12 protein-coding genes are annotated in these 11,132 nt (G+C 66.9%); 3 read left to right on the top strand and 9 right to left on the bottom strand.

The features are described from left to right. The first annotated feature begins 379 nt into the window (after nt 1-379). A complete protein-coding gene (locus tag QX121_RS27650; RefSeq protein WP_315740929.1) occupies nt 380-1,930 on the top strand; it encodes an aldehyde dehydrogenase family protein in 1,551 nt (516 codons plus the stop codon). Between the two features lie 76 nt (nt 1,931-2,006). After that, the gene (locus tag QX121_RS27645; protein WP_315740928.1) at nt 2,007-2,207 is read left to right on the top strand and encodes a DUF3606 domain-containing protein; all 201 of its coding nucleotides are present in this window, start codon (nt 2,007-2,009) and stop codon (nt 2,205-2,207) included. 2 nt (nt 2,208-2,209) lie between these two features. On the opposite strand, the gene QX121_RS27640 is transcribed toward QX121_RS27645, so the two are convergent. Further along, on the bottom strand, nt 2,210-2,410 hold the full coding sequence (locus QX121_RS27640) for a hypothetical protein (RefSeq protein ID WP_315740927.1): 201 nt from the start codon (nt 2,408-2,410) through the stop codon (nt 2,210-2,212). Nucleotides 2,411-2,469: 59 nt separating this feature from the next. Then, nucleotides 2,470-2,763 (bottom strand): hypothetical protein, encoded by a 294-nt coding sequence (locus QX121_RS27635; protein WP_315740926.1) that lies wholly within the window; start codon nt 2,761-2,763, stop codon nt 2,470-2,472. A 170-nt stretch (nt 2,764-2,933) separates the two neighbouring features. On the opposite strand from QX121_RS27635, the gene pncA reads away from it, so the two are divergent. Then, nucleotides 2,934-3,569 (top strand): bifunctional nicotinamidase/pyrazinamidase, encoded by a 636-nt coding sequence (pncA, locus tag QX121_RS27630; RefSeq protein ID WP_315782589.1) that lies wholly within the window; start codon nt 2,934-2,936, stop codon nt 3,567-3,569. 10 nt (nt 3,570-3,579) lie between these two features. Here the strand turns inward: pncA and QX121_RS27625 are convergent, their stop codons facing one another. The 7 genes from QX121_RS27625 to QX121_RS27595 form a co-directional block, all read right to left on the bottom strand. Next, nucleotides 3,580-5,133, bottom strand: a complete 1,554-nt coding sequence (locus QX121_RS27625) for a hydantoinase/oxoprolinase family protein (protein WP_315813541.1) — start codon at nt 5,131-5,133, stop codon at nt 3,580-3,582. Nucleotides 5,134-5,135: 2 nt separating this feature from the next. Further along, a complete protein-coding gene (locus QX121_RS27620) occupies nt 5,136-6,224 on the bottom strand; it encodes a DUF917 domain-containing protein (RefSeq protein WP_409999189.1) in 1,089 nt (362 codons plus the stop codon). 93 nt (nt 6,225-6,317) lie between these two features. Continuing rightward, complete coding sequence (locus QX121_RS27615) at nt 6,318-7,406, bottom strand: ABC transporter ATP-binding protein (protein WP_315740923.1); 1,089 nt, start codon at nt 7,404-7,406, stop codon at nt 6,318-6,320. Further along, the gene (locus QX121_RS27610) at nt 7,403-8,467 is read right to left on the bottom strand and encodes an extracellular solute-binding protein (RefSeq protein WP_315813540.1); all 1,065 of its coding nucleotides are present in this window, start codon (nt 8,465-8,467) and stop codon (nt 7,403-7,405) included. Before QX121_RS27610 ends, QX121_RS27615 begins: the two co-directional genes overlap by 4 nt. Nucleotides 8,468-8,481: 14 nt before the next feature. After that, the gene (locus QX121_RS27605; protein WP_315813539.1) at nt 8,482-9,360 is read right to left on the bottom strand and encodes an ABC transporter permease; all 879 of its coding nucleotides are present in this window, start codon (nt 9,358-9,360) and stop codon (nt 8,482-8,484) included. An 8-nt stretch (nt 9,361-9,368) separates the two neighbouring features. Beyond that, on the bottom strand, nt 9,369-10,244 hold the full coding sequence (locus QX121_RS27600) for an ABC transporter permease (protein ID WP_315740920.1): 876 nt from the start codon (nt 10,242-10,244) through the stop codon (nt 9,369-9,371). Next, nucleotides 10,244-11,026 carry an IclR family transcriptional regulator gene (locus tag QX121_RS27595; RefSeq protein WP_315740919.1) on the bottom strand — a complete coding sequence of 261 codons (783 nt, stop codon included), beginning with the start codon at nt 11,024-11,026 and terminating at the stop codon, nt 10,244-10,246. The genes QX121_RS27600 and QX121_RS27595 overlap by 1 nt, the downstream gene beginning before the upstream one ends. Nucleotides 11,027-11,132: the final 106 nt, after the last annotated feature.

Genomic DNA, 11,132 nt, shown 5'->3' with positions numbered 1-11,132 from the left:
GCGCGGGGAATGCCGGGATGTCTCGGCTGAACCTGTGGTTCCTGCCGCCTGCATTTTTTTCGCAGGCGGGCCATGGGGGCGGCCAGCTCCCGGCATTCCATGCGCCCTCGTGTTTCGCGAGGGCTCATCGATCCGATCAACCCGGGCGCGCTGCGTCGCGGGATCTCGGCGATGCGCGCCAGAAGGCTCAGCCGGCGCGCGCGAGGCAGAACGAGCGGGAGGACGCCTCCGTGCGCCGACGAGCGACCTTCCCAGTGGCCGTTTGCCCAGCGCCCGGGTGCTCGCGCCGCAGCCGGATTTGATCTACACGGGGGCGTTTATGATGGACCATTCATGACGTCTCGCGCGCACCGGCGCGGGGGACAATCCGGAGTTGCATATGTCGCCCAGCCAAGCATCGCCCCTGACCCTCGTTGCGGAAACGGCCGAGATCCTGACCTCGCTCGGCGTTGCGCCGGAGCGGCTGCGCGGTGGGACGCGCGCCGCGCGTTCGCCCGTGACCGGCGAGGTGTTGGCCCATGTGCACGACGACACCAGGGCGGATGCGACCGCGGTGATCGCGCGCGCCCATGCCGCGTTCTTGCAGTGGCGCCTCGTGCCCGCGCCGAAGCGTGGCGAACTGGTACGGCTGTTGGGCGAGGAGCTGCGCGCCCACAAGGCTGCGCTCGGCCGCCTGGTCTCGATCGAGGCCGGCAAGATCGTCTCCGAGGGGCTCGGCGAGGTCCAGGAGATGATCGACATCTGCGACTTCGCCGTCGGCCTGTCGCGCCAGCTCTATGGGCTGACCATCGCGACCGAGCGCGCCGAGCATCGCATGATGGAGACTTGGCATCCCCTCGGCGTCACCGGCGTGATCTCCGCCTTCAACTTCCCAGTGGCGGTGTGGGCCTGGAACGCGGCGATTGCGCTGGTGTGCGGCAATAGCGTCGTCTGGAAGCCGTCGGAGAAGACGCCGCTGACCGCGCTCGCGACCGACGCGCTGCTGGCGCGCGCGCTGCAACGTTATCGCCGCGAGGGCGGTGAGGCGCCGGAGGGGCTTGCCGGCCTGCTGCTCGGCGGCCGCACGGTCGGCGAGATGCTGGTCGACGATGCCAGGGTGCCGCTGGTGTCGGCGACCGGCTCAACCGCCATGGGCCGCGTCGTCGGCGCCTGCCTTGCCGGCCGCTTTGCCCGCGCCATCCTCGAGCTCGGCGGCAACAATGCCGCGATCGTCACGCCCACGGCCGACCTCGATCTCACCCTGCGCGCCGTGGCGTTCGCGGCGATGGGTACCGCGGGCCAGCGCTGCACCAGCCTGCGCCGCCTGTTCGTGCATGCCGACGTCTACGCCCAGCTCGTGCCACGGCTGAAGCAGGCCTACGCCTCGGTGGCGATCGGCAATCCGCTGGAGCAGGGCACCCTGATCGGCCCGCTGATCGATCGCGGCGCCTACGACGCCATGCAGGACGCGCTGAGCGCCGCGCGCGATCACGGCGGCCGCGTGTTCGGCGGCGAGCGTGTCGCCGTCGGCGGCTTCGAGCAGGCCTATTACGTCCGGCCGGCGCTGGTCGAGATCGAAGCGCAATCAGGCCCGGTCGAGCGCGAGACCTTTGCGCCGATTCTCTACGTGATGCCGTATCGTGATCTCGATGCCGCGATCGAGCTGCACAACGCCGTGCCGCAGGGCCTGTCGTCGTCGATCTTCACCAATGATCTGCGCGAGGCCGAATTGTTCGTGTCCTCGCGCGGCTCCGATTGCGGCATCGCCAACGTCAATATCGGTCCCTCGGGCGCCGAGATCGGCGGCGCGTTCGGCGGCGAGAAGGAGACCGGCGGCGGCCGCGAGTCCGGCTCGGATTCGTGGAAGGCCTATATGCGCCGCGCCACCAACACGGTGAACTACGGCCGCAGCCTGCCACTGGCGCAGGGCGTCAAGTTCGACGTCGGCTGATCGATGCGATGGGCCTTCCTCATCGGCGGAACCGCTTCGATGGGTCGCGCGTTGCGCGCTGAGAAGGAGATGCACCATGGCAACGAAGAAGAAGGCCTCGACCGCAAAGTCAGCGCGCGGACGCAAGCAGGATCGCGCCCGCGTCGCGGGTGGACAGGACTACGAAGTCCGCTACGAAGCCAAGAAAAGCGGCCGCTCGGCGTCCGCGGTGAAGAAGGCGGTCAAGAAGGTCGGCAACAGCCGCAAGAAAGTCGAGCGCAAACTTACGCGCCAGTGACGTCAATGTTGCTTCGGCCGCTCCGGCGGCCGAAGCGATCCCCTCGCCCAGCGGAGCGCCTTGGGCGAGTGCAGCGGATCGGGCCCATCGCAGGTCGGGCAAGTAAGCTCGCGGCGCCCGCCCTTGCCCTCGCGCACCGCGAGCGCGCGACCGCAGGTCGGGCATGGCTTGCGCAGCAGCCACGGGACCGGATGATTCGGCATGATGGCGTCTCCCGCTGGAGGCCTCAGGCTAGGGCATCTTGGGGTAGCTGCGGAATCACTTATTTGAATCGCGGCGGATCTTCCGGCTCTCCGTGCCGTGAACAATCAGGGCAGGTGTCGCCGGTCGCGGCCAGGACGTCCTCGATCGCCGCGACCGCGTCCGAGCTACGCAAGCCGCGTGGCGGATCGTCGCGTGCGATGCGAAGCGCAAGAGACAGCGCATGCGGATCGCCGCGCTCGCGCATCCAGCCGTGCTGTTCGCATTCGACGATCGCGCCGGCCTCGCGCAGGGTGGCGACCGCCCAGCGCTCGAGACGCTGGCTCTTGGAATGGTGTGTGACGGCAGTCTGCATCGGCCACGCTCTCCCGCCGGGAGAATCCATGAATCGGCGGGTGTTTCCAGGCCCATCCTGCAGGGCAGGGATTCCAAAATGGAGGGGCTGGCTTGCCGCGGATTGTTCGGCGGTCCGGCTTGAGATTGCCGCGGGCTGGGGCCATCCTTGACGGAGTACGCGTGAAACGGATGCAGACCGGAATGCAGATCAAGGCCAACGAGGATTTGCTGCTCATCATCGATGTGCAGAACGATTTTTGTCCCGGCGGCGCGCTCGCCGTGGCCGACGGGGATGCCGTGGTGCCGGTGATCAACCGGCTGAGCGGGAAGTTCGATCACATCATCCTGACCCAGGACTGGCACCCGGCGGGACACAGCTCGTTCGCCTCGAGCCACCCGGGAAAGACGCCGTTCGAGTCCGTCACGATGCCCTACGGGCCGCAGACCTTGTGGCCGGACCATTGCATCCAGGGCACGCCGGGCGCGGCCTTCCATGCCGATCTTGCGACCGACAAGGCGCAGCTCATCATCCGCAAGGGCTTTCGTGCCGCGATCGATTCCTACTCGGCGTTCTTCGAGAACGACAAGACCACGCCCACCGGCCTCGCCGGCTATCTGCGCGAGCGCGGCCTGAAGCGGGTTTTTCTCGTCGGTCTCGCCACCGATTTCTGCGTGCACTATTCGGCGGTCGATGCGCGGCGGCTCGGCTTCGCGGCCATCGTCGTCGACAACGCCTGCCGGGGCATTGACCTCGGCGGCTCGATGGCGGCGGCCAAGGCGCAAGGCGCGGAGGCCGGGGTCGAGCGGATCGCCGAGCTGGCGTGATGACAATGGACTACGCCGCCGCGCCGATGGTCGGCTCGGCGATGGCGCCGGCGACGCGAACACGGACGCGCAGCGCGTTGCCGGGGAGGTAGGCGATGGGCATGTCCTCGACGTCGACCGTCTTGAGCGTATCGGGGGCGGCGCCGGCTTGCACGGCGCGTGCCTCGGCGATGCCGCGCGCGGCGGCGATGGCCTCGTCGCGGGTCAGGTCGCGGAAGACCTGGTCGGCCTCGCCGGAGACCTGGGCGATGGCGGCGCCGACCGCATTGGCGCAGTCGCCATGGTCGACGCGGACGATGTTGGAGATGCCGGCGAGGCGCTCCGGCACCAGGAAGGCACCGCCGCCGACCGCGAGCAGCGGCACGTCGCCGGCCTCGGTCTTCATGCGGTCGATGTCGCCCTCGAGCTTGCGGTGGGCGTCGGCGAGCGCGGCGTCGATCAGGCCTTTCGGCAGATGCGCGACGCGCGATCTGTCGCCGATGTCGATCAGCCCCGCCGCGACCGCGATGTCGGTCGCGGTCAGACGGTCGCCGCCAAATACCAGCGCGTCGGATGTCAGCCGGTATCCGACGCTGAGCGGGCCGACGCGGACCGGATCCTGCTCGACATGGCTGCCGCCACCGAGCCCGATCGAGAGCAAATCGGGCATGCGGAACAGGGTGCGGACGCCGCCGACCTCGACGACGGCGTTGGCCTCGCGCGGAAAGCCGTGGCGCAGCTGGCCGATGTCGCTGGTGGTGCCGCCGACGTCGACCACCATGGCGTCGTCGAGGCCGGAGAGATACGCGGCACCACGCATCGAGTTGGTGGCGCCGGAGGCGAAGCTCATGACCGGGAAGGCGGTCGCGATCTCCGCCTGCATCACGGTGCCGTCGTTCTGCGTCAGGAACAGCGGAGCATCGATGCCGGACTCCGCGATCGCCTTGCGGAAGGCGGCGACCGTCGTGACCGCGAGGTCGTGGAGCGCGGCATTGAGCAGGGCGGCGTTCTCGCGCTCCAGCAGTCCGATGCGGCCGAGGTCGTGCGACAAGGTGACGGCGACCTCGGGGCAGATCTCGGCGAGGATCTCGCGCGCAGTGTTTTCGCAGCTCGGGTCGAGCGGCGAGAACGACGAGGCGACCGCGACCGCGCGCAGGCCCTTGGCCTTGATCGCGTGCGCGGCGGCCCTCAGTCCGGCCGTGTCGAGCGGCATGAAGGGGCGGCCATCGTAATCGTGGCCGCCTTCGAGCATGAAGGTCTCGGCGCTGACCAGCGCGGCGAGATCGGCCGGCCAGTCGCAGAACGGCGGCAGCGAGGCGGAGGCGGGCATCCCGATTCGGATGGCGCCGATCCTCTGCAGGTGTCGCCGTTGCACCACCGCATTGATGAAGTGCGTGGTGCCGATCACGACCGCATCGACCGGCACGGTCGCCGCGGGATTTTCTCGCAGCGCCCTGAGCGCGGCGAGAATGCCGGAGGTGACGTCGGCGGTGGTTGCGCTCTTGACGGAGTGGACGACCTCGTCGTCGGCAATCAGGACGGCGTCGGTGTTGGTGCCACCGACGTCAATGCCAATCCGCTTCATTCTCAGGGAGCTCCAGGGGTCGCAAACAGCGACCGGAAATCGAGGTCATAGCCGAAGGCGCGCGGGCCGACGAATTCGAGCCCGCGCGGGCTGGTCAGCACGGACGGTGCGGGCAGCGCGATCACGGTAACGCGCTGGCCGTAGCGCACCGTCTCGGTGCCGATGCCGTGGCCGTTGACGCTGTCGAGCACGCAGATCAGGTCCGGCGACATTGCGATGGCTTTGCCATCGCGCCAAGCCACGATCCATTCGTTCTGGAACGACAGCTTGAGCCGGGTGCCGCGATCGTCGTCGCTGCCCTCGATCACGGCGCTGCCGCGCAGAAATCCTTCGGTGGTGCGGCGTTCGACGTCGACGATCTTGCCATTGAAGAGCCGCTGCCCGCCCTCGCAATCGAGGATCGCCGCGATCGGATCGTGGTGGCTCCTGTTGGCGGCCTCGACCGCGCGGCCGATGGCGATGGCCTTGGTGGTGGTGAAATGGATGCCCCAGTCCTTGACCTCGCGGCCGGTGCGCGGCGCCTTGCTGGTCGAGGCGATCGAGCCCATCTCGACGCAGATCTTGCGGCTGGCGCGCTCCATCCACTTCCAGCTCGGCACCTTGGTCACGACGGCCTCGATGCCGCGCGGATCGTAGAGCGTGCAGGGATAGGGCTTGAGGTCGCCGATCGCGACCGACGTCATCTGCGCCTCGGGAAAGGCGCGGCCCATGCAGTCGGCGTCGACCACGGGAATGTTCAGATGCGCCGCCGCCATCAGCGCCTGCATGCCGTTGCCGCCGCCGATCTCGACCGACATCACGGCGCGAAATGTGATGCCGTTGATCTCCTCCTGCATGCGCACCGCACGCGCGATGCTGCGGCTGTCGGCCAGCCGTTCCTGCCCGACCAAGGGGGCGCCCATGTTGGAGACCACCGCGACCCAGTCGTCGTCTGCGAGGTCGAGCGGCGACATCATCTGCACGCGATGTCCTTCCGCATAGAGCCGGCGCAGGTTGAGCAGGCCGAGATAGGGACTGCCGCCGCCGCCGGTGCCGAGGATCCAGGCGCCGACCGCGAGCGACTCGATGTCGTCGAGGCTGATCGTCTCCATGCCGGCCGCGCTCACGGCACGAGCTCCTCGACGGTGCTCTGTGACTGCGGCGCACGGTACTGCTGCGGGAATAAGAATTTAACGTTCACAATATCAATCCTCGAGAATGACGAGATCGGCCGGACGCCAGTCGAGCGTGACCGTTTGACCCGGCGCGTGGAGCGGACCAGCCCCGGAATTCGGCTGTTGCGCCAGCACGTGCTGTCCGCTCTCCAGGGCGATGCGGTACAGCACCGCGCCGCCGAGGAAATTGGTGCTGTCGACGGTGCCGCGCACGGACATGCCCGTCCGCTTGGCATCGGCCACTTCGGCTGGTGACACCGATATCTTCTCCGGCCGCAGCGCGACCGACAGAACCTCGCCCTCGGCTGCTGCGACCGTGTCCGCCAGGGCCAGCACCAGACCGTTGCCGGCGGCTATGCCGACGCCATTGTCCAAGGTCACGCGCTGGCCGCGAAAAATGTTGGTGTCGCCGATGAAATCCGCGACGAAACGCGTTCGCGGCTGATCGTAGATCTCGACCGGGGTACCGATCTGCTCGATGCGGCCGGCGTTCATGACCGCGATACGGTCCGACATGGCCAGCGCCTCTTCCTGGTCGTGGGTGACGAACACGAGGGTGAGGCCGAGCGTCTTCTGCAGCTGCTTGAGTTCGAACTGCATCTGCTGGCGCAGTTTCTTGTCGAGCGCGCCGAGCGGCTCGTCGCAGAGCAGCACGCGCGGCGAGATGACGATGGCGCGGGCGAGCGCGACGCGCTGCTGCTGTCCGCCGGACAGTTGCGCCGGCCTGCGGTTCTCCAGGCCTCCGAGTTCAACCATCGCCAGCGCTGCCTTCACCTTCGCGGCAATCGTCGCCTTGTCGATCTTGCGCATGCGCAGGCCGAAGGCGACGTTCTCGGCCACGGTCCGGTGCGGAAACAGGGCGTAGTTCTGGAACACCATCGCCATGTCGCGCTTGTGCGCCGGCACATGGGTGATGTCGGCGCCGTCGAGGCGGATCTCGCCGGCGCTTGGGCTGTCGAAGCCGGCGATCATGCGCAGGGTGGTGGTCTTGCCGCAGCCGGACGGGCCGAGCAGCGAAAAGAACTCGCCAGGCCTGATGTTCACGGCAACCGCATCGAGTGCGCGTACGCCGCCGTCATAGATCTTGCTGACCGCGGCGATCTCGATGGCAGCGCTCATGCGCGGAAGATCCGGTTGACCCGGCTGTCGATCTCGTCTTTTCGTGCATTGTACCACTTCCAGTCGACCTGGATCAGCTTGCTGACCTTCTCCGGCGTCGTCAGCAGCTTGGCGTCATACTTGGCGTCGAGCTTGACCTTCTTGTTGGCCGGCGAATACCACACCGTCTCGGCGAGGCGCTTTTGGACCTCGGGGCGCAGCATGTAGTTGATATAGGCGTTGGCGAGCTCCTTCACCTTGCTGCCGGGCGTGATGCTCAGCACTTGCTCGAGCGACAGCACGCCCTCGTTCGGCGTGACGAAGTCGACCGGCTGGTTCTGACCGTCGTAACGATAGATGCCGGAATCATGCAGGATGCCGAGGCCGACCTCACCGGACAGGATCAGCTTCTCCATCGCGCCGGTGAAGTCGACCAGCTTGATCGGCTTCAGCTTCTCCAGCGCTCCATAGGCGGCGTCGAGGTCGGTCTGGCCCTTGCCATACAGCGCGCCGCACATCATCACGAACGCCTGTCCCAGGCTATTGGCTGGGATCACATAGCCGCCGCGCGCGCCATTGAATTTCGCGTCCCAGTAGTCTTTCCACGACGTGACGCTCCCATAGCCCTTGTCGGTGCGCATGCCGAGACCGATGGCGCTGGTGAAGATGCAGACGCCGACGATCTTGTCGCTGACGGCGTAAGGATAGACGTCGGCGATATTCGGAACCAGCTTGGGGTCGACCTTGGGCTCGACGAGACCCATCTCCACGGCCGCCCACTGCTCGTTGGAGTTGGTGTGCAGCACGTCGTAGATGGGAGCCGAGCGCGAACTCGCCTGCAGCTTCGGCAGGAATGGCAGCGCGGTGTCGGTCTTGAGCTTGCACTTGAACTCGCTTTCGAAGGCCGGGCCGATCTCGGCCTTCATCACGTCACCCCATTTGCCGCCCCAGCCGGTGACGTTGAGAACGGGCTCGTCCGCACGCGCGACATAGGGAGCAGCGACAACGCCGGCGCCGAGCGACGCAGCCGCGGTCAGCAGGCGGCGGCGGCTCAGAGGAAAACGACGCGATGAGGCGGTCATGTCCGGGATCTCCCTTAGAGTTTGACGTAGGAGCGAAGACCTACGGTGCGGTCGAGCGCGATGACGACGATGAAGGCGAGCAGGATCGAGACCACCGAGGCCGCGCCGATGGTGCCGTCGAGATCGAACTTCAGATAGTTGAACAGCGTGATCGGCAAGGTCTCGCTACCCGGCGCGACCAGGAACAGCGACACCGGAAACTGGTCGAACGAGACGATGAAAGCAAAGATCGCGCCCGCCAGAACGCCGGGCTTCACCAGCGGCAGAGTGATCTCGAAGAAGGCCCGGGTGGGGCTGGCGCCGAGATTTTGCGCGGCTTCCTCCAGCCTGACATCGAAATTATGCAACACCGCGAGCGTGGTGCGCACGACGTAGGGAATCGTCATCAGCGTATGGCCCGCGACGAGGCCCCACAAGGGACGCCCGACATCGAGCAGCACGTAGGACTGGAACAGTGCAAGACCGGTCAGGATCGCGGGCAGCATCAGCGGCGACAGCATGGTCGCCACGATCAGCCGCGAGCCTGGCAGGTTGCCGCGGGCGATCGCCAGCGCGGCCGACGCGCCAAGCACGGTGGCCGCGGCCGTGGTCATGGCCGCAACTTCGATGCTGAAGAGCAGCGCGTGCATGAAGTCGCGCGAGGCGAAAAACTTCTCGAACCAGCGCAAGGAGGCGCCGACTGGCGGAAACTGGATGAAAGGCGTGGGGTTCAGAGCGAACACGATCACGATCGCGATCGGCGCCAGCAGGAAGGCGAGGATGCCGGTATTGGCGGTGAGATAGAGCCTGCGACCCCACCGGAGCGGCCGCGTCTTGCTGCGAAGGGCAGGTGTGGCCGCCAGATCGATCGGCGCAGCAAGCGGCGGCCGCGATCCTGGAGCAAGGCTCGTCATATTGGCCCTCATTGCAGCTCGCGTTGGCCCGAAACGAGGCCGAGCACGTGATTATACGCGACAACGAGCGAGAGCGAAATGATGAGCAGCACCATGCCGAGCGCAGCCGCGAATCCGACGTTGAAGTTCGCGGAGATCTGCTGGTAGATCAGGATCGGCAGGGTCATGATCTGGAAGCCGCCGAGCAGGATCGGCGTGACGTAGGCGCTGATCGCGAGCGCGAAGACGAGCAGCGAACCGGCGAGGATGCCGGGCAGGCTGAGCGGCAGGGTGATTTCGAGAAAAGCGCGCCACGGGCTGGCGCCGAGATTCTCCGCCGCCTGCTCCAGCCGTTCGTCGATGCGGCCGATCACGCCAGTCAGCGTCAGCACCATGAAAGGCACATAGATGTGGACGAGGCCGATGATGATGCCGGTCTCATTGTACATCAGCTGCAACGGCCTGGTGATCAGCCCGAGCGAGGTCAGGATCTGGTTGATGACACCCTTGTCGGACAGCAGCGTCATCCAGGCGAAGGTGCGCACCACGATGCCGGTCAGCATCGGCGCCAGCACGGCCATCAGCAGCAGCGCATGGCCGGTGCGGCTCTTGATCCGCGCCATCCAATGCGCGAGCGGGTAGCCGATCACGAGCGCGGCCAGGGTCGTCCAGAGGCCGATCCGGATCGTGGTCCAGATCACCTCGAGATAGTAACCGTCATCGCCCATGCGGGCATAGTGCTTGGCGGTGAGGGCGACGTTCGGCATGACCACGGGGTTGCCGGTCAGGACGCTCATCAGCGCCATCAATCCGATCGGCAGGAAGAAGAACAGCGCGAACAGCAACGCGCTCGGCAGGATCAACAGCGCCATGCTGTTGACGCGCGGCGCGCTGCTGCTCGTCATCAGGAGGCCAGTCCGGCCAGTTGCTCGATGGTCTGGCCGAGCGGATCGCCGGTCATGCGCCGCAGCTTGGCTGCCATTGCGCCGAGCTCGCGGCGGACGTTGGCGCGCTCGATCTCGGTGGTCGCCTGCACCGAATAGGAGACGGCGATGCCGATCAGCTCACCGCTCTCGCCGCTCGCCAGCGCAAAGCCCTGCGAGCCGACGCCCTCGATGGCCTCGTCGGCGGCGTCCGAGATGCCGGTCCGGCGGATCTCGTTCAGCCGCGCCATCAGCTCGGTGAAGTTCTGCGGCGAGTTGGCCGGGACCTTCGGGTAGTCGAGCGGCACCCGCGCCCGGATCTCCTGGTCTGACAGACGCGCCAGCATGGCGCGGCCGTTCGAGGTGATGATTGCCGGCGTGCGCTGGCCGGGCGGGTTGACGACGCGCAGCGGATTGGAGCCGGGCACGATCCGCAGCACCACCTGCTGATAGCCGTCGAGCACGGCGATGTAGCCGGTGTGGCCAGTGCGCGCGCAGACATCGCGCAGTTCGCCCTCGGCGGTGGCGATCAGGTCGTCATGGGCACGGTGAAGCCGCCCGAGCTCGAAGGTCAGCAGGCCCGGGCGGTAGCGTCGGCTATGCGGGTCCTGCTCGAGCAGGCCGCAATCGCGCAGCGAGCGGAGCAGACGTGAGGTCGAGCTTTTCGGCTTGCCGGTCAGGACCTGGACGTCGGCAAAGGAGAGGTCGGGTCGCGCGGTCGAAAAGCAGCGCAGGATGTCGATGGCGTTGGTCAGGGCGCTCATGATGATACCGTTTGTTCCAGTTTTTGGAACATAGTCTCAAATTCTAGAAGCGGCAGGGCGACTGCCGCAAGGCGAAATTACTGGCAAGGAGGTGCCCGAATGCGCG

It is taken from the genome of Bradyrhizobium sp. SZCCHNR2028 (assembly GCF_032380995.1).
GTDB lineage: Bacteria > Pseudomonadota > Alphaproteobacteria > Rhizobiales > Xanthobacteraceae > Bradyrhizobium.
Note: the sequence above shows the minus strand (reverse complement) of the source record. Positions and strands in the feature narration are given on the sequence as shown.

What these genes read in the sequence shown, in the direction of transcription:
- QX121_RS27640 (WP_315740927.1), bottom strand. Translation starts at nt 2,410, where the DNA reads ATGCCGAATCATCCGGTCCCGTGGCTGCTGCGCAAGCCATGCCCGACC.
- QX121_RS27605 (WP_315813539.1), bottom strand. Translation starts at nt 9,360, where the DNA reads ATGACGAGCCTTGCTCCAGGATCGCGGCCGCCGCTTGCTGCGCCGATC.
- QX121_RS27645 (WP_315740928.1), top strand. Translation starts at nt 2,007, where the DNA reads ATGGCAACGAAGAAGAAGGCCTCGACCGCAAAGTCAGCGCGCGGACGC.
- QX121_RS27595 (WP_315740919.1), bottom strand. Translation starts at nt 11,026, where the DNA reads ATGAGCGCCCTGACCAACGCCATCGACATCCTGCGCTGCTTTTCGACC.
- QX121_RS27620 (WP_409999189.1), bottom strand. Translation starts at nt 6,224, where the DNA reads ATGGAGACGATCAGCCTCGACGACATCGAGTCGCTCGCGGTCGGCGCC.
- QX121_RS27650 (WP_315740929.1), top strand. Translation starts at nt 380, where the DNA reads ATGTCGCCCAGCCAAGCATCGCCCCTGACCCTCGTTGCGGAAACGGCC.
- QX121_RS27625 (WP_315813541.1), bottom strand. Translation starts at nt 5,133, where the DNA reads ATGAAGCGGATTGGCATTGACGTCGGTGGCACCAACACCGACGCCGTC.
- pncA (WP_315782589.1), top strand. Translation starts at nt 2,934, where the DNA reads ATGCAGACCGGAATGCAGATCAAGGCCAACGAGGATTTGCTGCTCATC.
- QX121_RS27635 (WP_315740926.1), bottom strand. Translation starts at nt 2,763, where the DNA reads ATGCAGACTGCCGTCACACACCATTCCAAGAGCCAGCGTCTCGAGCGC.
- QX121_RS27600 (WP_315740920.1), bottom strand. Translation starts at nt 10,244, where the DNA reads ATGACGAGCAGCAGCGCGCCGCGCGTCAACAGCATGGCGCTGTTGATC.
- QX121_RS27615 (WP_315740923.1), bottom strand. Translation starts at nt 7,406, where the DNA reads ATGAGCGCTGCCATCGAGATCGCCGCGGTCAGCAAGATCTATGACGGC.
- QX121_RS27610 (WP_315813540.1), bottom strand. Translation starts at nt 8,467, where the DNA reads ATGACCGCCTCATCGCGTCGTTTTCCTCTGAGCCGCCGCCGCCTGCTG.